The sequence below is a fragment of the Acidovorax soli genome (assembly GCF_900107605.1).
Classification (GTDB): Bacteria; Pseudomonadota; Gammaproteobacteria; order Burkholderiales; family Burkholderiaceae_C; genus Acidovorax; species Acidovorax soli.
In genome coordinates this window covers 112,238-132,484 of the sequence record NZ_FNQJ01000004.1, presented here as the reverse complement: position 1 = coordinate 132,484, position 20,247 = coordinate 112,238, and the positions used below count along the sequence as shown (strand labels likewise).

Below are 20,247 nucleotides of genomic sequence, written 5' to 3'. Positions count from 1 at the left end.
CAAGAACAACGCGCGCCGATTAGCCTGAACCACCCATTCCGGAGAACACACCATGAACATCCTGCTTGCTGTCGACGGCAGCGCCTACACCAAGAAAATGCTCGCCTACCTGGCCACCCATGAAGAGTTGCTGGGCGGCACCCACACCTACACCGTGCTGACCGTGCAGGCCCCCCTGCCCGCACGCGCACGCGCGGCCCTGGGCAAGGAAGTCGTTGACACGTACCACGCCGAAGAAGCCGAAAAGATCCTCGCTCCCGTGTGCAAGTTTCTGGGCCGCCATGGTGTGGATGCCAAGCGCAACGTCAAGGTGGGCGCCGTGGGTGAGACCATCGCCAAGGTGGCTGACACCGGCAAGTTCGATCTGCTGGTCATGGGCTCGCATGGCCACGGCGCCATCGCCACGCTGGTGATGGGCTCGGTCACCACCCAGGTGCTGGCCCACAGCAAGGTGCCCTTGCTCATCGTGCGCTGAGGCAGCGCTGCCACCAACCAAGCCCTGCCTCGGCAGGGTTTTTTTCGTCCCCGTCAGCCGCCAGGCCCCATAAGGGCCCACCGAATTGCGTGGACATCCATGGGCTGCATGGTGGCCTTGCGCACGGAGGTTGCGCGTTTTCGCACGGCCAATTTCACCGCGCAGCACGGCACCGCCCCTTCGGGGGCAGAACACTAGCGTGCCGCCAGCCCGTCAAAACAGGTGCGCACCACCAGGTCGACGATTTCCGCGTCCGAATACTGGCCGCCTTCCTTGAGAAACCCCACCACGGGGTCGCATGCGCGGGCAAACAGGGTGTACAGCACCACCAGCGGCGGCAACGCAGGGTTGATGAGGCCTTGCGCCTGCGCCTCGGTGATCCATTGGCCAATCTGGTCGCTCACCGCCACCAGTCCGTCCAGATACTGCCTGCTCGCCATGAGCACCGCCCGCAGGCTGGAATTGCGGCTGGGCAGCAGCGGCATTTCGTTGGTGATCAGCCGCTCCAGCGACCAGCGCACCAGATCCTGCAGCTTGTCCTGGGGCGGCATTTCCGCGGGCAGGGTGTCCAGGTAGGCACGCACACGCCCCAGTATCTGGACCATGGCGGCGCAGCACAGGTCTTCCTTGCTGGCGAAGTGTTTGTAAAGGCTGGCCTTGGCGATGCCCACGGCATTGGCGACATCGTCCATCGTCATCACGTCGAAAGACTTTTCACCCAGCAGGCGGCAGGTGGCCTGCAGGATGGCGTCTTCACGCGCCTGGTGCATCTGTTCCTTGAAGGAAACCTTGGTTTTCGGCGTTGGCATGCCGACATCTTATACACACCGGTACAAAAAAAGACTTTGACAGTTGCATTGCAACCACATCGTTCATTTCTGTAACAAAACCCGACGCGCGCACCGCGTGCCGCGCTTCGCTGGAGAAAACCCGCGCGGTCTCAGGGCACCAGTGCCTCGGTCGCAGCGTGGGTCAGGGCCGCCGTCAGGGCGTCAAGCAATTCCGATTCCAGGTTCCAGCAATGCCAGTACAGCTGGATGGGCAAGGCGCACCCCGGGGCCAGCTCCACCATCGAGCCGTCCGCCAAGGCGTCCCGTGCCAGCAACTCTGGCACCACGCCCACCGCCCAGCCCGCGGCCACAGCCCGCATCTGGCCCTCCGCGCTGGGCACGAAAAGGTGGTTGAGCGCCACCCGCTTGAGCCCGAATGCACGCGCCACGAACTCCGAGGCCATGTCGTCCTTGCGGTTGAACGACAGAAACGACACATCGCGAAAATTGTGCGGCGTCAGTCCTTGCGGCAGGTACTTCCGGGCAAACGAAGCCGAAGCCACCGCCACATAGGGCATGGCCCCGAGCGGCACCATCTTGCAGCCGCGCAGCGCCTGCTTGAGCGTGGTGACACAGCCCAGCACCTGGCCGGAGCGCAGCCACTCCTGGGTGAAATCCTGGTCATCCACGATGATTTCCAGCGGCAGGCGCTGGCGCACCAGGTCGTGCAGCGCGCCCATCGCCCAGGTGGCAATGCTGTCGGCGTTGATGGCAATCGAAATGCGCTCATCCTCGCGCGTGCCACCGGGCGTGCTCGGGGCGAGCTCCTGCAGATCGCGCTCCAGATCGGCGCGCAGCAGCCGCATCTGCTTGGTGTGCTTGAGCAGCAACTGCCCCGCCGAGGTCGGCCGCAGCGGCCGGCTGCGCACGATGAGCACCGAGCCCACCTGCGCCTCCAGCGCGCGCAGGCGCTGCGAAACCGCCGACTGCGTGACGTTCAGCCGCTGGGCGGCACGCTCGAAACCGCCCTCTTCCACGATGGCGGCAAGGCATTCCAGGGCGGCGGGATCGTAGGTACTCATGGTCTTCAACTCGCGCAAAAATGGGCCACTGTGGAGCGCAATTTATTAGATGCACTGATGTTTTTGGAGTAAGTTTAATTTTGCTTTTAGAGTAACGCAATGTCGCGCACACTGCGCCCATGAAAACCATCGTTCTTGGCGCCGGCATCATCGGCATCAGCACCGCCTGGCATCTGCTGGAGCGTGGACATGAAGTGACCGTGGTCGATCGCCAGCCCGACGCCGCGCTGGAAACCAGCTTCGCCAATGCAGCACAGATCTCGGTGAGTTACTGCGAGCCCTGGGCCAACCGCGCAGCACCGTGGAAGGCGCTCAAGTGGATGTTCGACAAGGAGGCCCCTCTGCTGTTTCGACCCCAGCTCGACTGGGAGCAATGGCGCTGGTGCCTGAAGTTCCTCGCCCAGTGCAACGACCACGCCTTTGAACGCAATGTGCAGCAGATCGTGGCCCTGGGCGCCTACAGCCATGCGGCGCTGAAGGACGTGGTACGCAGCACCGGCATCGAATACCACCGGCTCGAACGCGGCATCGCGCATTTCTATTCCGACCAGAAATCCTTGGACGAAGCAGGCCACGCCGTCGAGGTGATGCGCCAGTTCGGGGTGCAGCGCCGCCTGGTCAGCAAGGGCGAACTGCTGCAGATCGAACCGGCCTTCAAGGCCTACGGCGACCGCATCACCGGTGGCACCTACACCAGCACCGACGAAAGCGGCGACGCGCGCGTGTTCACGCAGCAACTGGCCCGCCGCTGTGCCGAGCGTGGCGCCAAGTTCTTGTATGGCCACGATGTGCTGCGACTGAACAAGATTGGCAATGCCATTGATTCAGTAGCTGTCATCGATCGCCAATCGGGCACTGGCGGCAAGAAAGATTATCTGTTGAAGGGCGACGCCATCGTGGTGGCCTGCGGCTCCTACAGTGCGCCGCTGCTGCGCACCGTGGGTGTGGATCTGCCCATCTACCCCGGCAAGGGCTACAGCGCCACCTTCCCGCTGCTCAAGCCCGAGGGCGCGCCCATGGTCTCGACCATCGACGACGGCAAGAAGCTCGCCATGAGCCGCCTGGGCGATGTGCTGCGCGTGGCCGGCACCATCGAGCTGGGCGGGTTCGATCTGTCGCTCGACAGCCCCGTGGCCCGGGCGCGCTGCCACATGCTGTCGCGCCGCATCGAGGAGATCCTGCCCGGCGTGTGCGACACCCGCACACCCGAGCAGGGCGGCAATCCGCAGTACTGGACCGGCCTGCGCCCGGCCACCCCCACCAACATCCCCTTCATCGGCCGCACGCGCCTGGGCAAGCTGTGGGTGAATGCCGGCCATGGCACCCTGGGCTGGACACATGGCGCGGGCTCGGGCAAGGCCCTGGCAGAGCTGATCAGCGGCACTCAGCCCGCAATGGACTTCGGCTTTCTGGGCGCCGAGGCCGTGCCGCCCCGGCGCGCCGCCATCGCCGCCTGAAAGCCCCCGGTTCAGTGCAGCCGGCGCTGCTCGGCCAGAAAGTCGAGCAACGCAGCATCAAATCCGTCCGGGTCTTCGAGCTGCGGCCAGTGGCCGACATGCGCCAGGCTCTGGTGGCGCGCATCGGGCAGCACATGGGCCAGGGCCTGCAGGGCGGCGGGCGGCGTGCAGGGGTCCATGGCGCCACCCAGCAGCAAGGTGGGCATGGCCAGGCGCATGAAGGCCGTGGCATCGCGGTCAAACGATGCCAGCAGCTGCAGCGCCCGCCGGTAAGTCGCCGGGTACACCTGCGACAGCGCATGGCCCGCCAGCCGCACGCCCTCGGGCAAGGCCCCGCTGCCGATGAACCGGGGCACGAGGGCCTGGGCCAGCCGCTCCATCGACTGGCCGCCGTCCACCGCCTCCAGGGCCTGCAGACGGGGGCTCACCCAACGCTGCACCGCCTCGGCATCCAGGCCAGGGCCGCCCGAACACAGCACCAGCCGCCGCACCAGCGCGGGCTGGCGCAAGGCCACCTCGGCCGCCACCATGGCACCGAGCCCATGGCCCACCAGCGTGACCGGCCCGCACTGCAGCGCCGCCACCAGCGCCAGGCAGCTTTGCGCCAGGCCCTTGAAGGTGTACGGCTCAATGGGTGCGCTGTGGCCATAACCCGGCATGTCCCACGCCACGGCCCGGTAGCCGGCAGTGGCCAGCCGCTCCACCTGGGGCGCAAACGTGAGGTGGCCGCCATCGGCATCGTGCAGCATGAGCACGGTGGGGCCTGCGCCCAGGGTGATGTAAGTGGGTAAACGTGCCATGCAATGTTCCGGAAAAGAGCCCCACGCCTGCGTGGCCGGGGGCGCCACACCATAATAGCCCTCCCCATCTCCACGGCCCCGTGCCCCCGTTTTTGTGAACAGTTCCCAGCAACCACCCGCCCTGGCCCGCCCGCCGAGTTTTTCTGCGCGCGAGTTTCGCGATGCGCTGGGCATGTTCGCCACCGGGGTGACCATCGTGACGGCCCGCAATGCAGCGGGCGAGTTCATCGGCCTGACCGCCAACTCGTTCAATTCGGTGTCGCTGGAGCCGCCCCTGGTGCTGTGGAGCCTGTCGCGCGCGGCGGCCTCGATGCCGGCCTTTGCCAACGGCTCCCACTACGCCATCAACGTGCTGGCAGCCGACCAGAAGGCCCTGGCCGAGCGCTTTGCCGCCCGCGGGATCGACCGCTTTGCCGGCGTGGAGCACCACCCCGGCATCAGCGGCGCGCCTTTGCTGGCGGGCGCCGTGGCCACGTTCGAGTGCTTCAACCGCAGCCGCTACGACGAAGGCGACCATGTGATTTTTGTCGGCGAGGTCGAGCGCTGCCAGCACCAGGAAGGCCTGTCGCCCCTGCTCTACCACGGCGGGCGCTTCTACACCGAGCATCCCCTCTAGCGGCACAGCCCATGGACAGCACACTGCAGCTGCACAGCGTGAACGTGGGTACGGCCCAGCCCGTGCGCATCGGCGAACGCCGCATTCTCACCGCCATCGGCAAATCCGCCACACCCGGCCCTGTTGCCGTGGGCCCGCTGGGCCTGGCCGGTGACGAGCAGGCCGACCTGAGCGTGCACGGTGGCTTGGCCAAGGCGGTGTATGCCTACCCGGCGGTGCACTACGCCTTCTGGCAGGCCCAGCGGCGCGAGCGGGGCATCAGCCCACTGGATGAAACATTGCCACCGGGCTTCCTGGGTGAGAACCTCACGGTGAGCGGCCTGCTGGAGCAGGAGGTGTTCGTGGGCGACCGCCTGCACTTTCCCGATTGCGTGCTGCGCGTGACGGCGCCGCGCGAGCCTTGCTACAAGTTCGCCGCGGTGATGGGGTTTGCCCAGGCGGGCCGTGCCATGGCGTTGGCGGGCTGCTGCGGCTACTACCTGGCGGTGGAGCAGCCGGGCAGCCTGGCCGCAGGCCAGACCGCCACGCTGGTGCCGGGCCAGCGTGGCCTGAGCATCGCCCAGGCCTTTGCCGGGAAGTGGGCGAAGCACCGGCACTGAACCGTGCCTTCCGCCGCCAGCGCCAGCGCCAGCGCGGGTTTCCTGTTATTTTGAGAGCCCCAGCGCATGCGCATATTGCGCTGTAGGCCTATCACACCCAATCAGCGTACCGCCTCGGGCAGCTCGATCTTGACTTCGAGAACTTCCAGATTGTCCTGGCGTTCCAGGTGCACCCTGAGGTCCTCGGGGCTGATCTTCACGTATTTCGAGATCACCGCCACCAGTTCGCGCTGCAGCGCGGGCAGGTAGTCGGGCTCGGCAGCATTGCGGCCGCTGCGCTCGTGCGCCAGGATGATCTGCAGGCGCTCTTTGGCGACGCTGGCGGTCTTCTTCTTTTCGCCGAGCAGGAAGGAGAGGAAAGAAGCCATGGCTTATTTGCTCCCGAACAGGCGTTTGAAGAAGCCGGGCTTTTCCGCCTCGATGAAACGCAGCGGCTTGTCGGTGACACCCAGAAAACGGTCGATCACGTCCTTGTAGGCCTCGGACACATCGGTGCCCTGCGCATGGATGGCGGGCGTGCCCTGGTTGGACGACTGCAGCACCACTTCGGACTCGGGGATCACGCCGATGAGCTTGATGCGCAGGATGTCCTGGATGTCCTCCAGGCTCAGCATCTGGCCGTCTTCGACCCGGCTGGGGTTGTAACGCGTGATGAGCAGGTGCTCCTTGATGGGCTCGCCGCCTTCGATGGCACGCTTGGTCTTGCTGCCCAGCATGCCGAGGATGCGGTCGGAATCGCGCACCGAAGACACCTCGGGGTTGGTCACCAGCAGCGCCTCGTCGGCAAAGTGCATGGCCATCAGCGCGCCGCTTTCGATACCGGCGGGCGAGTCGCAGATGATGTATTCAAAGCCCATGCCGGCCAGGTCGGTCAGGATCTTGCCGACGCCCTCTTGCGTGAGCGCATCCTTGTCGCGCGTCTGGCTGGCAGCCAGCACGAACAGGTTGTCGCACTGCTTGTCCTTGATGAGGGCCTGGTGGAGATTGGCCTCGCCCTGGATCACGTTGATCAGGTCATACACCACACGCCGCTCGCAACCCATGATGAGGTCCAGGTTGCGCAGGCCGACGTCAAAGTCGATCACGGCGGTCTTGTGGCCGCGCAGGGCGAGGCCGGTGGCAAAGCTGGCACTGGTGGTGGTCTTGCCCACGCCACCCTTGCCGGAGGTCACGACGACGATTTTGGCCATGTGTGCTGATTCTCTGTGGGAGTTGATATGAATGAAAAAGACTCTCAGGCTCTCAGGCCAGCGGCTCGATGAGGAGCTTCTCGCCGTCGAGCCGCACCTGGGCCGGCTTGCCCGCCACATTGGCGGGCAGCGCGGTCTCGGTGGTGCGGTAGATGCCCGCGATGGAGACGAGCTGCGGCTCCAGGCAGGTCGAGAAAATGCGGGCCTCGGTGTTGCCGCGCGCACCGGCAATGGCACGGCCGCGCAGCGGGGCATAGACATGGATGTTGCCGTCGGCAATGACTTCGGCGCCAAAGCTCACCACGGCCATCACCACCAGGTCGGCACCGCGCGCATAGACCTGCTGGCCCGAACGCAGTGGCTTGTCGACCACCACGGTGCCGGGGCCGGCCATGGGCACCTCACGCACGACTTCGACCTCATGCACCACCTCGCGGATGACCTCGCGCACTTCGGGCGCTGGCGCTTCGGCGCGGGCCTGCGGGGCATCGGGTGCAGCGGCCAGGCCCACAGCGCGCGCAGCCTCCATCTGGGCCACGCTGCCGCCGCGCACGGCCACCGGCAAGGTGCTATGGCGGCGCAACTGGGCCGTGATGGCGGCAAAGTCGATGGGTTCGGGCGCCTCGCGCACGGGGCCCAGGTCGATCAGCACCGGATCGTTGTCGAAAAAACCGGGGGCATCGGCCACGCGCTCGGCCAGGTCGGCGGCAAACTGTGCGGCGTCGGTGGTCTTGAGCACCACGGCCACTACGGGCAGCGAGGCGCTTTTGAGGTCAAAGCTGGTGCGGGCTTGCGCCGCCATTTCAAGGGCCATGGAGGGATTGCAGGATGAAAGGCTTGCCACCTGGCGCCGGGCAGGCGCGCCACAGGGGGGCCAAAAAGGCAAAGTGTACTGTGCAGCACCCCGCGAAAGCGTAACGTCCCGTGCATACCGCCTCCATGGTGGAGCTCACGCGGCCATGGCGGCAGGCGGGCGCTGCAGTGCCGGCAGCGCAGCGCCCGGGCAGGAGATCAGAGTTTCGGAATGCGGATGCGGCTGATCATCAGCGAACCCGACAGCGCAAACAGCAGCACCAGCGGGTGCAGCGTGAAGCCGCCAATCAGCACCTGGCCGAACCACAGATGTTCGCGCACCGCCCCCATGTAGGCGGCCAGGGCCAGCAGGCCCACCAGCACGATGGAGGTGGGGATGGGCGTGCCCTCGAAGTATTTCACCTTGCCATCGTCGCCCGACAGCGTTTCGGCCGTGACGTTGTAGCGCGCCAGGCGCGACACCCCGCAGGCCACGAAGTAGGCCAGCACGATGCGGTCGTACAGCCCCTGCATGCCGCAGCCATAGGCAATGATGGCGGGCGCCACGCCGAACGAGATCACGTCGGCCAGCGAATCGAGCTCGCGGCCCATGGCCGAGCTTTTCTGGCGCCAGCGCGCGATGCGGCCGTCCAGCACATCAAAGATCAGCGCGGCCAGCACCAGGGCGCAGGCAAAGTAGATGTGCACCACCTCGCCGGTCTCCAGGTACGACATCACCGAGAACAGGGCGCCCACGCCGCAGACTGCGTTGCCCAGCGTGAACCAGTCCGCCAGATGGAACTCGCGGATCATGGAGAAGCGTTTGGGCGCTGGCGGGGTCGGCATGGGCGGGGCTCCAGGGTGCGGCACGGCGCGGAAAGTCCATTATGCAGGCGCCCTGCGGGTGCCGTCGCCCCCATGCTCAGGCGGCGGTCGCCTCGCGCTGGCGCTGCGACTGCCCATCGCCTTCCTGCGCCATGCGCACGGCGGCGGCAAACGCCGGCAGCGTCCAGCCGGCACCCAGCAGCAGCATGCGCACCGGCAGGGCCTCGCGCCGGGACGCGCTCACAGCGCGGCCCAGGTACACCAGCCGCTTGTTGCGCAGATCCACGTAGCCCCAGGCGTGGCGGTGCATGAGCGAGCGCCACAGTGCATGCGCCCCGCTGGACTGGCGCGCGCCCGACACCAGGCAGGTGCCGGCACCCAGCGCCCAGCCGTACACCGCCGTGGCCAGGCCCCGGCGCTGGTAGGCCGGGGCGAACTTGGAGTGGGGCGCGCGCACATGCGGGTCGGTGTGGCGGTCCACCTCGATCAGGCGGTTGAACACGGTGTAGCCCGCCAGACGGCGCTCCAGCCGGTCTTCCACATAGACATACCACTCGCCGTCGGCCTCGCGGCGGTGCATGGCAAAGCGCGGGTCCGGCAGCGGCTCCATGGCCAGGCCGCAGAGCCGGTCGCCCGGCGTGTACAGGCGCCGGTGCAGGGTGTCGAGTTCCTGCTCCAGGGCGCCTGCGGCGGGCGGGTCGACGTCGATGCGCAGCTCCATGGCGCGGCGCCACCAGGCGCGCAGATCGGGCCAAGGTCCGGACAGAACAGAGGGGAAATTGGGCAGCACGAGGTCCATCGTCAAGAACTCCAGCGGTGTGGCCGCCATGGCCATGGCACCGCTGCGCCAGGCGGCGCACCGGTGCCCTACAGACAAAGGGGAGGGTTGGGATGTGCCGGGGCCCGTGGGGCGGTGTGCGCGCGGCGCCGCGCCAGGGGCTTGCGCCAGCCCCTTGCACGCGGGGCCGGCGCGGTATCAGCTGCGGGCCTGGAACCCGTAGAGCGCGCGCAGGGTGGGCGACTGGTCCACGGGCGCACACGCCCGCGCCGCTGTGGACAGCAGAGGTGCGGGGACGAAGTGGCCAAGCATGGAGGTGCGTTCAGGGAAAAACGCGCCCATGGTAGCCCCGAAGCCATATCGCACGGGCGCGGTGCGGAATGCCCTGCGCAACGGAGGGCAGGGCAAAGCCGCTTCATACGGTCTTGCATTCAAGCGGATAACTAGACGGGAAGCCGCAGGCAGTGCTCTAGCACGGCAAGGCGAACCAACCATCGTTTACGCTTGAAGGCAAAACCGTCTCAGTCGAGCGTGATGCCCGTGGACTTCACCACGCCGGCCCAGCGCTGCAGTTCCTTGCCGATGTAGCTGCGGTACTCCTCCGGGGTCGAGCCCAGCGGCTCTGCGCCCTGCACCGCCAGCTTGGCACGCACCTCGTCGCTTTGCAGCGCCTTGTTGATCTCGGTGTTCAGGCGCTGCACCACGGCATCTGGCGTCTTGGCGGGCACCATCACGCCCTGCCAGGCCCCCGCCTCAAAGCCGGGCATGACGGTTTCCGCCAGCGTGGGCACGGCGGGGTACAGGGACATGCGCTTGGCGGTGGTGACCGCCAGCAATTTCAGGCGCTTGTCGTTCACGAAGGGCATCACCGAGTTGATGGTGTCGGTCATGAACTGGATCTGGCCCGCCACCAGGTCCACGTCGGCCGGGGCGCTGCCGCGGTACGAGACATGCGTGGCCTTGATGCCCTGGTGCTGGGTGAACTGGTAGGCCGCCAGATGGGTCACGTTGCCATTGCCGGCCGAGCCATAGGAGAGCTTGTCGGGATTGGCCTTGGCGTACTCGACGAATTCGCGCACGGTGTTGGCGGGAATGCTGGGGTGCACCACCAGGGCCAAAGGCACCACGGCCGTAAGGGCCACGGGTGCCAGGTCTTTCTGCACGTCGTAGCTCAGGTTCTTGTACAAGGCCGGGCTCAGGGTGATGGACGAGGTGTTGTAGAGCACGGTGTAGCCGTCGGCGGCCGCCTTGCTGACCAGGGCGCCACCAATGTTGCCGTTGGCCCCGGGCTTGTTGTCCACCACCACCGACTGCCCCATCTGCTCGCCCAGCTTCTGCGCCAGCACCCGCGCCACCTGGTCGGTGGGGCCACCCGGCGGGAAGGGCACCACCAGGGTGACGGGCTTGCTGGGGTAGCTTTGCGCCTGGGCGAGGCCCATGGGGGCCAGGGCCGCCACGCCGGCCGCGCAGCCGAGCAAAGCCAGACTCCAACGGCGCCTCTTGTGCGGCTGCAGGGTGGTGGTCGAATCGATTCTTGTCATGGTGCTTGTCTCCTGGGTTGTTATGGGGGGGAAATCGGCTCAAACACGCCCGGCCAGCAGGCGGGTGGCGGTGTAGGTCATGACCATCACGCCCTGGTGATTGAAAACATCGATGCGCGAAGTCACCACGGCGCGGCCGCTCCTGGACGTGGGGCGGATCTCCGCCACCTCCACCACCGCCTCGATGGTGTCGCCCACCAATACGGGCGCCAGGATCTTCTGGTGCAGCTCCAGCATGGCCAGGCCCGTGCCCTGGATCATGGTCTGCAGGATGAAGCCCTCGATGAGCGCATAGGTCAGCGCCCCCGGCACGGGCCGCCCGGCCATGGCGCCGCCCTCGTAGCCGTCTTCGATGAAGATCGCCTCCAGCATGCCGGTGACGCCGATGAAGCTGACCAGGTCGGTCTCGGTGACTGTGCGCCGGAAGGTTCGAAAGCGCTGTCCCACCTGCAGGTCCTGCCACACAAAGCCCTGGCCGAGGCGGGGCAAGCTGCGGTCCACGCCTGCGGGCGCCGCTGGGGTGTTTTGAGGGACGGGCGTGTTTTGAGCTTGCATGTCGGTGGTCCTTTTCAAGCAGCGGGGGCGATGGCAGCGCGCGCGCCCAGCAGGGCCTCGATCTGCGCGGCGCCGAGCCCGGCCTGCGCCAGCAGCTCCCGGGTGTGTTCGCCCAGCCGCGGCGGCATGGTGATGGCGGGGCGCTGCCCGTCAAAGCGCACCGGCACGCCCGGAAAGCGCAATTCCCCCAGGGCCGGGTCGGCCACCGTTTCAAAGAATGCGGTGGCCACCAGGTGCGGGTCCTGCGGCAAGTCCTGCAGCCGGGCCACGGGCGCGGCCGGGATTTCCAGCCGTTCGCAGGTGGCGACCCAGTGGGCCGTGGTGTGGCGCTCGGTGAAGCCCGAGGCAATTTCCAGCAGCTCGGCGATGTGGCGCGTGCGGCTGGCGATGTCGACAAAGCGCGCATCGCGCGCGAGCTCCGGCGCCCCCACTTCCGTGAAGAAGCGCTGCCAGTGCAGATTGGTGTACGGCATCATGGCCACGGCCCCGTCGGCCGTGCGGTAGGGCCGGCGCCAGGGCGCCAGCACGCGCGGGTAACCGGGGGCCGACAGCGGCGGCTCGAAATGCTGGCCGTAGTAGTGCTCGACCAGGTTGAAGCCCACCATGGACTCGAACATGGGGATTTCCACCAACGCGCCCTCGCCCGTGCGCTCGCGCTGCCACAGCGCCGCCAGGATGGCATGCGCCGCCACATGGGCGCAGGTCTTGTCGGCGGCAATCGTGGGCAGGTAGCGCATCTCGCCGCCCTGCCGCTCCATCAGATCGGCCAGCCCCGACATGCCCTGGATCACATCGTCATACGCCGGTTTTCCGGCGTAGGGCCCGGGCAGGAAGCCCACCAGGCTGGCGTACACCAGGCGCGGAAAACGCTGGCGCAGCGCTTCGGGCGCCAGGCCCAGGGCGGCCAGTTTTTGCGGCCGCATGCTGTGCATCAGCACATCGGCGGTGGCAATCAGGGCGGTCAGCGCTTCCTGGGCGCCGGCCTGCTTGAGGTCCAGCGCCACGCTTTTCTTGTTGCGGTTGGAGCCGAGGAACATGGCCGCCATGCCCGGCTCTTTCGTGGGGCCGGTGTGGCGGGTCGAGTCGCCCTCGGGGGACTCGACCTTGATCACCTCGGCACCGTAGTCGGCCAGGATCTGGCTGGCCAGGGGGCCAAAAATCACGCTGGACAGATCCAGGATGCGCAGGCCCTGCAGCGGCTTCATCGTGCGATCTCCGTGGCGCTTTACTGAAACTTCGGCGCGCGTTTTTCGATGAAGGCGGTCACCGCCTCGCGGTGGTCGGCCGTCTTGTGGGCAATGGCCTGGTAGCCCGCCGAGATTTCCAGCAGCGAAGCCAGCGAGGCGCTCTGCCCTTCGCGCAGCAGGCGCTTGGTCATGCGCATCACGGCACCGGGGTTGGCGGCGATTTTTTCGGCCAGGGCGCGGGCCGTGGGCAGCAGCTGGTCGGCCGGCACCACGCGGCTGACCAGGCCGCAGGCCAGCGCCTCCTGGGCGCTGATGGCCTCGCCGGTGAACGCCATCTCGGAGGCCTTGGCCATGCCCACCGCGCGCGGCAGCAGCCAGGCGCCGCCGTCGCCGGGCACGATGCCCACGCGCACGAAGCTCTCGGCAAAGGTGGCCGTTTCGCTGGCAATGCGGATGTCGCACATGCAGGTCAGGTCCAGCCCCGCGCCGATGGCCGGGCCGTTGACGGCGCAGATCACCGGCACATCGAGCTGGACCAGCGCATTGGGAATCTGCTGGATGCCCTGGCGGTACTCCTCACGGATCAGATCGGGCGTGAGGGCGTCGTCAAAAAAGCGCTGCATGTCCTTGACGTTGCCGCCCGAGCTGAAGATGGGCCCGGCGCCGGTGAGGATGAGCACCTTCACGCTGGCGTCCTTGCGCACGGTGTCGCACAGCTGCACGAACTCCTGCACCGCCGTGTTGCCGGTGAGCGCATTGCGCGTCTCGGGCTGGTTCATCGTGGCGGTGAGGATGCCGCCGTCGCGCTCGATGGTCAGAAAGGTCATGGTATCTCCGTTGTCAAAATAGGCGCTGCCAGCGCTGGTCATTGCTTGACTTCAATGCAAAAGACCTGGAATCCATTGGTGATCGAACGCTGGCAGCTATTGTTTTCGAAGCGCCTTCAAGGCGCCGTTTCCACGTCGGTGATGCGCCGCACGATGTCCAGGGTCAGGCCGTGGTGCGCCAGCAGGGCCTCGCCCGCCACGCCGTGCCAGTAGGCCTCGCTGCCCGCCGTCTGGCGCCAGGCATGCAGGCGGCGGGTGAACAGCTGCAGGTCGTATTCGGCGGTGAAGCCGATCGCGCCATGGATGGCGTGCGCCAGCTCCGACACCACCAGCGCCGCCTCGCTGCAGCGCGCCTTGGCCGTGGCGACGCGCAGGCGGTCGGGTATCACGCCGGCGCCGCTGCAGCCCAGCTGCGCCGCCATGCGCGCGGCAAACACGTGCTCGCTCATCACCGCCAGCTGGTGCTGGATGGCCTGGAACTTGCCGATGGGGCGGCCAAACTGCTGGCGCTCGTTGGCGTACTGCAGCGTGCGGTCGAACACGGCCTTCAGTGCGCCGGCCATCTGCGCGGCCACCACGGCGGCCTGCAGGGTGCGCACGTCGAGTGCGGCATCCACCGCCACCACGGGTGCGGCCTGTACCTGGCCTGCAGACCAAGCCAGCGCGGCATCCAGCGCCAGCGCCTGGGGCGTGACGTGCGCGCCGGTCACGGGCAGCAGATGCCAGGCACCACCGGCCTGCACCAGCACCGATGCCGCCACCGCACCGCAGCGCACCAGCGCGCAGCGCAGGCCCCCGTCCTGCAGCCGCTCGCCGCGCGCCAGCGTGATGCTGCCAGCGGGACGCGCCACGCCGGCCTGGGCCAGCAGCGCGCGCGCCACCAGGGTGTCGCCCAGCGGCAGCGGCAGCGCATGCGTGCCGCATTGCTCCAGCACGCCAAACACCTGGGTCAGACCCAGGCCGGCGCCGCCGTCGGCCTCGCTCAGCAGTGCATCGGCCAGGCCGGTGGCCTCCAACTGCTCCCACAGAGCCGCCGCGGCGGGCGCGCCACGGCCACCGGACTCCATGGCCCGCACCACCTGCGGAGTGCATTGGTCCGCCAGCACATCGCGGGCGGCGTCGGCAAACATGTCGTTGTTGTTCGTGGTCATGTGTCTCTCCCAATCACCGCAAGCCCAGGCCGCGGGCGATCATTCCGCGCAGGATGTCGCGCGTGCCGCCGCGCAGCGAGAACGAAGGCGAGGCCTCCGTCACGTACTTGAGGGTCATCAGCAGCTCGACCGGCACCTCCTCGGCATCGCGTGAAAACAGGTCGTCGGCGATGGCCGCGGGAATCATCTGCTCCAGCGTGGTGCCCAGCTCCTTGACCAGTGCGGCCTCGACGATGGGGCTGGCGCCCTGGGTGAGCTTTTCCTGCACCGACACCGACATGGCGCGCAGCGGCGCAAGCTGCGTGAGCACCTTGCCCGCCAGCTGCCGCGCCGATTCGCTGCGGCCCTGGGGCGTGCGCACGTAGTCGAGCCACTGGTCGAACAGCACGATGGAGGAGAACAGGCGCTCGGGCCCGCTGCGCTCGAACGCCAGCTCGGCCGTGACCTGCTCCCAGCCCTGGCCTTCGGCGCCGATGAGGGCGTCGGCGCCGAGCTGCACGTTGTCGAAGAACACCTCGCAGAAGTGGCTGTCGCCCGAGAGGTCCTCGATGGGTCGCACGGTGACACCCGGCAGCGACAGATCGACGATGACCTGCGACAGCCCCTTGTGGCGGTCTTCGGTGCTGCCCGAGGTGCGCACCAGCGCAATCATGTACTGGCAGTGGTGGGCATTGGTGGTCCAGATCTTCTGGCCGTTGAGCAGGAAGCCCTGTGCGTTCGGCACGGCGCGCGTCTTCACGCTGGCCAGGTCCGAGCCCGCGTTGGGCTCGCTCATGCCGATGCAGAAAAACGCCTCGCCGCGGCACACGCGCGGGATGTAGAACTGCTTTTGCGCCTCGGTGCCGTATTTCAGGATCAGCGGCGCGCTCTGGCGGTCGGCGATCCAGTGCGAGCCCACGGGCGCGCCGCAGGCCAGGAACTCCTCGACCAGCACGTAGCGCGTGAAGGCGCTGCGCCCGCCGCCGCCGTATTGCGTGGGCAGCGTGATGCCCAGCCAGCCCTTTTGCCCGAGCTGGCGGCTCAGCTCGCTGCTGTAGCCGCCCCAGGAGCGCGCGCGGATATGTGCGGGCAGGTCCTGGATGGCCTGCTGCAGGAAGGCGCGCACCTCGGCGCGCAGCGCCTCGTCTTCGGCGGGAATGCGCGTGAGCGCCAGTGAATCCAGAGTGCTCATCCCAAAACTCCGTGGTCTTTGTAGGTCTGCAATTGCGTGGGCGTCAGGCCCTGGCGGCGGATCAGCACCGCGTCGGTGTGCCGGCCCGGCTGCGGGGCGGGGCGTTCGCTCATTGCAGCGGCACCTTGGCCTGGGTCACGATGCGCTTCCACAGGGTGATCTCGTTCTTCTGGAACTCGTGCATCTGCGCGGGGCCGCCGGTCATGGCAGTGGCGCCGATGCGCTCATAGAAGTCCCGGGTTTCCTCCATCCTGGAGATGGCGGTGAACAGCTCGGCCAGTTTGGCGGTTTCGGCGGCGGGCGTCTTGGCGCTGACCATGGCCCCCACCCAGGTGTAGGCCTCGAAGCCCGGCAGCCCCGCTTCCGCGGCGGTGGGCACCTCTGGCGCGGCGGCCACGCGCTTGTCGGAGGCCACGGCCAGCACCTTCACGCGGCCGCCCTTGGCCAGCTCCTGCACGGCAGTCACTTCGGCAAAGGTGTAGTCCACGGTGCCGGAGGCCACGGCGGTCATGGTTTCGCCAGCGCCCTTGAAGGGCACATGCACGGTGCGGATCTGGGCCTTGTCGTTGAGCAGTTCGCCCATCAGCTGGTAGCCGGCCGAACCCGCACCGAAGTTCACCTTGCCGGGGCTGGCCTTGGCATGGGCGATCAGGCCCTGGAGGTCGCTGTAGGGCGCCTTGGGCATGGTGGCGATCATGGCGGGCGAGCGCATCATCATGGTGAGCGGCGAGAAGTCCTTCACCGGGTCGTAGGGCAGCTCCTTGAACAGCGCGGCGTTCACGGCCAGGGTGGAGTTGCTGCCGATGAACACGGTATAGCCGTCGGCCGGCGCGGAGAGCACCTGCTTGACGGCAATGAAGCCGTTGGCGCCGGGCTTGTTTTCCACCACCACGGGCTGGCCCGTGAGATCGCCCAGCTTGCGTGCGAAATAGCGTGCCGAGGTGTCGGTGCCGCTACCGGGGCCGAAGGGCACGACGAACTTGATGGCCTTGGAGGGGAATGCCTGGGCTTGCACGGCGGGGGCCAGGGCGGTAGCGGCCAATGCCAGCAAGGCGCCGGCCACGGTTCTACGGGATTGCGTCACGGTGTCTCCTCGTCGAATATGTTGTGGGTGCCCGCTCCTGTGGCGGGCCCTGCGCAACACTGTAGAAGCCGGTGCTCATGCTGTCTAATATTAAAAATTCACAAACTGATATTTATTAGGTATCAAATGAACCTGCGCCAGCTGCGCCAGTTCGTCGCCCTGGCGGAAACCGGCAACTTCCACCGCGCGGCCGAGCTGCTGCACATCGCCCAGCCGCCGCTGTCGGTGTCGGTGCGCAAGCTGGAGGAAGAACTGGGCAGCCGACTCTTTGAGCGCCACAGCACGGGGGTGCGCCTGACGCCCGAGGGCGAGGCCATGCTGCCCGACGCGCGCCTGGCGCTGTTCCATGCAGAGCGCTGCCGGCAGGCCGTGGCCGACGCGCGCGAGGGCCTGGGCGGGGTGCTGCGCCTGGGCATCATCGGCTCGGCCACCTATGCGCTGCTGCCGCAGCTGATCCCGTCGTTGCGGGCGCGCTACCCGCAGATGGAGCTGGAACTGTCGGAGGGCACCTCGGCAGAAATCCTCGATGGGCTGCTGGCACGCCGCTTTGATGCGGGGTTTGTGCGCTATCCGGTGCTGCATCCCGAGCCGTTCGCGCTTTTGCCCATGGACCGCGACGATTTCGTGCTGGCCGTGTCCGCGAACAGCCGGCTGGCACAGCGCGACGCCATCGCGCTGTCGGATGCGGCCGGGGAGCCCTTCATCATGTACCCGCAAGACAAGGTGCCCGGCCTCTCGGCCCTGGCGCTGCTGCGCTGCCAGCTCTCTGGCTTTTCACCGCGCGTGGCGCAAGAGGCCATGCAGGTGCAGACCATCATGAGCCTGGTGGCCGCTGGCCTGGGCGTGGGCCTGGTGGCGGGCGTGGCCCGCCTGGTGGTGCCGCCGGGCGTGAAATGCCTGGCACTCACCGACACCCCGGCGGGCTTTCGGGTGGGCATCGCGCTGGCGCGGCGCGCGGGCGAGACCAGCCGGCTGGTGGAGCGCTTCACCGAACATGCGATGGGCTTTTCCACCGTGCCGCGCCGCGCGCAGGATATGGGTCAAAACAGGCTGTAGCGCTTATCCATAAAGCGCTTGCAGCGATTGTTCATGCAGCACTCTCGGCCGCGTGGCGTGCGGCAAAGTCCACGTACCAGGCAAGGCAGCCCGGGTTGGCCATGGCGTCCTTGTTGACCACCTTCTCGATGGGCTGGCCCAGCAGCAGTTTCTTGATGGGCAGCTCCTGCTTCTTGCCGCTCAGGGTGCGCGGCACCTCGGCCACGGCAACGATGGCGTCGGGCACAAAGCGCGGGCTCAAGCTGATGCGGATGGCGGCACTGATGCGATCGCGCAGGGCATCATCGAGCGTGCTGCCGGGGCGCAGCACCACGAACAGCGGCATGTAGCTGTCGCGGCCCAGGTATTCCAGGTCCACCACCAGGCTGTCGAGCACTTCGGGCAGGGCCTCGACCGCGCTGTAGATCTCGCTCGTGCCCATGCGCAGGCCGTGGCGGTTGATGGTGGCGTCGGAGCGGCCATAGATGATGCAGCCGCCGTGACTGCCGATCCTGAGCCAGTCGCCATGGCGCCACACCGCGCCCATGCTGGCCGGGCCATCGCCGCCACCGGGCTGGCGGCCGTGGCCGGCGGGGTACATGTCGAAGTAGCTCGACAGATACCGGCTACCGTCCTTGTCGCCCCACAGGTACAAAGGCATCGACGGAATCGGCTGTGTGCACACCAGCTCGCCCACCTCGTCCATCACCGGCACGCCCTCTGCGTTCCAGGACTCCACCGCCGCGCCCAGCATGCGGCATTGCATTTCGCCAGGCACCTGCGGCAGCTCCCGGTGGCCGCCGATGAAGGCGCCACAAAAATCGGTGCCGCCCGAGATGTTGTTCCACCAGACGTCGGGCTGCGCAGGCGTGGACAGCCCGGCGGTGGCGGGCGTCTCGACCGCCCGGCGCCTGATGTCTCGGAACTGCGCCGTGCCCCACTGCTGCACCTCGGGCGACAGTGGCGATCCGGTGGTGCCCAGCGCGCGGATGCGGGTCAGGTCGCCACAGTCACGGAGCGTGATGTCCGCCTTCATGCAGTTGGCATAGAAGGCCGCGCCCGCGCCAAAGTAGGTGATGCCGGTCTCGGCGGCAAAGCGCCAGAGCCGGCCCCAGTCGGGCTGCTCCTTGCTGCCTCCGGGGTTGCCGTCAAAGATGACGCAGGTGGTGCCCGAGAGCAGGCCTGCCATCTGCGCATTCCACATCACCCAGCCGGTGGAGCTGTACCAGTGGTAGCGCTCGCCCAGGCTGTTGGGTGCGTAGCTGCAGCCCACGTCGTTGTGCAGCGCGCCGAGCTGCAGCGCCACCAGCAGCATGCCGCCGTGGCCGTGCACGATGGGCTTGGGCAAGCCCGTGGTGCCGCTCGAATAGACCACCCACAGCGGGTGGTCGAACGGCAGCCACAGTGGTTCGAAAGCCGCTGTTTCCGCATCATTTCTGACGGTCGCACCTCTCCAGTCTGCGCAATCAGCGACTGAAACCGTGGCATTCAGGTTGCCCAGCAGCAGCGTGTGCCGCACGCTGGGCAGGGCCGCGCGCAGCTCGGCCAGCACGGCCAGGCGGTCGAGGTCGCGGCCGCCGTAGGTCACGCCGTCCACGGCGATCAGCACCTTGGGCTCGATCTGCCGGAAGCGGTCGAGCACGGCATGCGTGCCCATGTCGGGCGCGCAGATGCTCCACACGCCGCCAATGCTCACCGTGGCCAGAAAGGCCACCATGGCCTCGGGCACGTTGGGCAGATAGGCGGCAACCCTGTCGCCGGGCTGCACGCCCTGGGCCTTCAGGTGCAGCGCCAGCGACGCCACCTGGCGGCGCAGCTCGGGCCAGGGCAGTTCGTGGTGCTGGCCTTTTTCGTTGCGGCTGATGATGGCCGGCTGGCCGGCAGCGTGGGCCGCATCGGCATGGCGCAGCACCTGGCGGGCGTAGTTGACCTGCGCGCCGGGAAACCACTGCGCACCCGGCATGGTGTTTTTGGCCAGTACGGCGGTGTGCGGTGTCGGCGACTGGAGATCGAAATAGTCCCAGATGCTTTGCCAGAACGCATCCAGGTCGGTGGTGGACCAGCGCCACAGGGCGTCGTAGTCGGCAAACTGCAGGCCGCGCTGTTCGCGCAGCCAGTTCTGGTACAGGCGTATCTGGGGCAGGTAGGGGGGATGCATGGCGGCAAGCGTAGAGCGCCCGGGCCGCGCAGCGCCACGGGGTTTTACCGCGTGCCCAGTCGCTGGCGCGACACGCGGAAAGCCGCGCCCGCAGCGCTTGCACCACGCCCAAATCCCCTACGATGCGCGACATCAGTTCACAACGGAGAAAAAT

Annotated in this window: 21 protein-coding genes; 5 read left to right on the top strand and 16 right to left on the bottom strand. The window is 67.5% G+C overall.

Going from position 1 to position 20,247, the window contains the following annotated elements; genetic code table 11:
• Positions 1-52 precede the first annotated feature (52 nt).
• Positions 53-475 carry a universal stress protein gene (locus tag BLW02_RS05245; protein ID WP_092697331.1) on the top strand — a complete coding sequence of 141 codons (423 nt, stop codon included), beginning with the start codon at positions 53-55 and terminating at the stop codon, positions 473-475.
• A 194-nt stretch (positions 476-669) separates the two neighbouring features.
• Here the strand turns inward: BLW02_RS05245 and BLW02_RS05240 are convergent, their stop codons facing one another.
• A complete protein-coding gene (locus BLW02_RS05240) occupies positions 670-1,284 on the bottom strand; it encodes a TetR/AcrR family transcriptional regulator (RefSeq protein ID WP_092697330.1) in 615 nt (204 codons plus the stop codon).
• Positions 1,285-1,415: 131 nt separating this feature from the next.
• On the bottom strand, positions 1,416-2,327 hold the full coding sequence (locus BLW02_RS05235) for a LysR family transcriptional regulator ArgP (protein ID WP_092697329.1): 912 nt from the start codon (positions 2,325-2,327) through the stop codon (positions 1,416-1,418).
• 119 nt (positions 2,328-2,446) lie between these two features.
• Here BLW02_RS05235 and BLW02_RS05230 point away from each other — a divergent pair, with 119 nt between their 5' ends.
• Positions 2,447-3,784, top strand: a complete 1,338-nt coding sequence (locus BLW02_RS05230; protein ID WP_092697328.1) for a D-amino acid dehydrogenase — start codon at positions 2,447-2,449, stop codon at positions 3,782-3,784.
• A gap of 11 nt (positions 3,785-3,795) precedes the next feature.
• Here the strand turns inward: BLW02_RS05230 and BLW02_RS05225 are convergent, their stop codons facing one another.
• Complete coding sequence (locus tag BLW02_RS05225; protein WP_092697327.1) at positions 3,796-4,584, bottom strand: alpha/beta fold hydrolase; 789 nt, start codon at positions 4,582-4,584, stop codon at positions 3,796-3,798.
• 172 nt (positions 4,585-4,756) lie between these two features.
• Here BLW02_RS05225 and BLW02_RS05220 point away from each other — a divergent pair, with 172 nt between their 5' ends.
• On the top strand, positions 4,757-5,200 hold the full coding sequence (locus BLW02_RS05220) for a flavin reductase family protein (RefSeq protein ID WP_092697408.1): 444 nt from the start codon (positions 4,757-4,759) through the stop codon (positions 5,198-5,200).
• 11 nt (positions 5,201-5,211) lie between these two features.
• Positions 5,212-5,799, top strand: coding sequence for an MOSC domain-containing protein (locus tag BLW02_RS05215; protein WP_092697326.1), 588 nt, complete (start codon positions 5,212-5,214; stop codon positions 5,797-5,799).
• A gap of 101 nt (positions 5,800-5,900) precedes the next feature.
• Here the strand turns inward: BLW02_RS05215 and minE are convergent, their stop codons facing one another.
• From minE to BLW02_RS05150, 12 genes are all read right to left on the bottom strand, one after another.
• Positions 5,901-6,167 (bottom strand): cell division topological specificity factor MinE, encoded by a 267-nt coding sequence (gene minE, locus BLW02_RS05210; RefSeq protein WP_092697325.1) that lies wholly within the window; start codon positions 6,165-6,167, stop codon positions 5,901-5,903.
• A 3-nt stretch (positions 6,168-6,170) separates the two neighbouring features.
• Complete coding sequence (minD, locus tag BLW02_RS05205) at positions 6,171-6,989, bottom strand: septum site-determining protein MinD (protein ID WP_092697324.1); 819 nt, start codon at positions 6,987-6,989, stop codon at positions 6,171-6,173.
• Positions 6,990-7,041: 52 nt separating this feature from the next.
• The gene (gene minC, locus BLW02_RS05200; RefSeq protein WP_092697323.1) at positions 7,042-7,803 is read right to left on the bottom strand and encodes a septum site-determining protein MinC; all 762 of its coding nucleotides are present in this window, start codon (positions 7,801-7,803) and stop codon (positions 7,042-7,044) included.
• 197 nt (positions 7,804-8,000) lie between these two features.
• Positions 8,001-8,627 carry a CDP-diacylglycerol--serine O-phosphatidyltransferase gene (gene pssA / locus BLW02_RS05195; protein ID WP_092697322.1) on the bottom strand — a complete coding sequence of 209 codons (627 nt, stop codon included), beginning with the start codon at positions 8,625-8,627 and terminating at the stop codon, positions 8,001-8,003.
• Between the two features lie 76 nt (positions 8,628-8,703).
• Positions 8,704-9,327, bottom strand: a complete 624-nt coding sequence (locus BLW02_RS05190) for an N-acetyltransferase (protein ID WP_244273625.1) — start codon at positions 9,325-9,327, stop codon at positions 8,704-8,706.
• Between the two features lie 578 nt (positions 9,328-9,905).
• Positions 9,906-10,925, bottom strand: a complete 1,020-nt coding sequence (locus BLW02_RS05180) for a Bug family tripartite tricarboxylate transporter substrate binding protein (RefSeq protein WP_092697320.1) — start codon at positions 10,923-10,925, stop codon at positions 9,906-9,908.
• A 39-nt stretch (positions 10,926-10,964) separates the two neighbouring features.
• The gene (locus BLW02_RS05175) at positions 10,965-11,480 is read right to left on the bottom strand and encodes a MaoC family dehydratase (RefSeq protein ID WP_244273619.1); all 516 of its coding nucleotides are present in this window, start codon (positions 11,478-11,480) and stop codon (positions 10,965-10,967) included.
• A 14-nt stretch (positions 11,481-11,494) separates the two neighbouring features.
• Positions 11,495-12,685 (bottom strand): CaiB/BaiF CoA transferase family protein, encoded by a 1,191-nt coding sequence (locus tag BLW02_RS05170; RefSeq protein WP_092697319.1) that lies wholly within the window; start codon positions 12,683-12,685, stop codon positions 11,495-11,497.
• 20 nt (positions 12,686-12,705) lie between these two features.
• Complete coding sequence (locus BLW02_RS05165; protein WP_092697406.1) at positions 12,706-13,494, bottom strand: crotonase/enoyl-CoA hydratase family protein; 789 nt, start codon at positions 13,492-13,494, stop codon at positions 12,706-12,708.
• Between the two features lie 116 nt (positions 13,495-13,610).
• Entirely contained in the window at positions 13,611-14,645 is a 1,035-nt protein-coding gene (locus tag BLW02_RS05160; protein WP_092697318.1) for an acyl-CoA dehydrogenase family protein, read from the bottom strand.
• 13 nt (positions 14,646-14,658) lie between these two features.
• The gene (locus BLW02_RS05155; RefSeq protein ID WP_092697317.1) at positions 14,659-15,816 is read right to left on the bottom strand and encodes an acyl-CoA dehydrogenase family protein; all 1,158 of its coding nucleotides are present in this window, start codon (positions 15,814-15,816) and stop codon (positions 14,659-14,661) included.
• A gap of 109 nt (positions 15,817-15,925) precedes the next feature.
• Positions 15,926-16,900 carry a Bug family tripartite tricarboxylate transporter substrate binding protein gene (locus BLW02_RS05150; protein ID WP_092697316.1) on the bottom strand — a complete coding sequence of 325 codons (975 nt, stop codon included), beginning with the start codon at positions 16,898-16,900 and terminating at the stop codon, positions 15,926-15,928.
• A 126-nt stretch (positions 16,901-17,026) separates the two neighbouring features.
• Between BLW02_RS05150 and BLW02_RS05145 the strand changes: the two genes are divergently transcribed.
• Positions 17,027-17,956, top strand: coding sequence for a LysR family transcriptional regulator (locus tag BLW02_RS05145; protein WP_092697315.1), 930 nt, complete (start codon positions 17,027-17,029; stop codon positions 17,954-17,956).
• 31 nt (positions 17,957-17,987) lie between these two features.
• On the opposite strand, the gene BLW02_RS05140 is transcribed toward BLW02_RS05145, so the two are convergent.
• Positions 17,988-20,093, bottom strand: a complete 2,106-nt coding sequence (locus tag BLW02_RS05140; RefSeq protein WP_092697314.1) for an acetoacetate--CoA ligase — start codon at positions 20,091-20,093, stop codon at positions 17,988-17,990.
• Positions 20,094-20,247 lie beyond the last annotated feature (154 nt).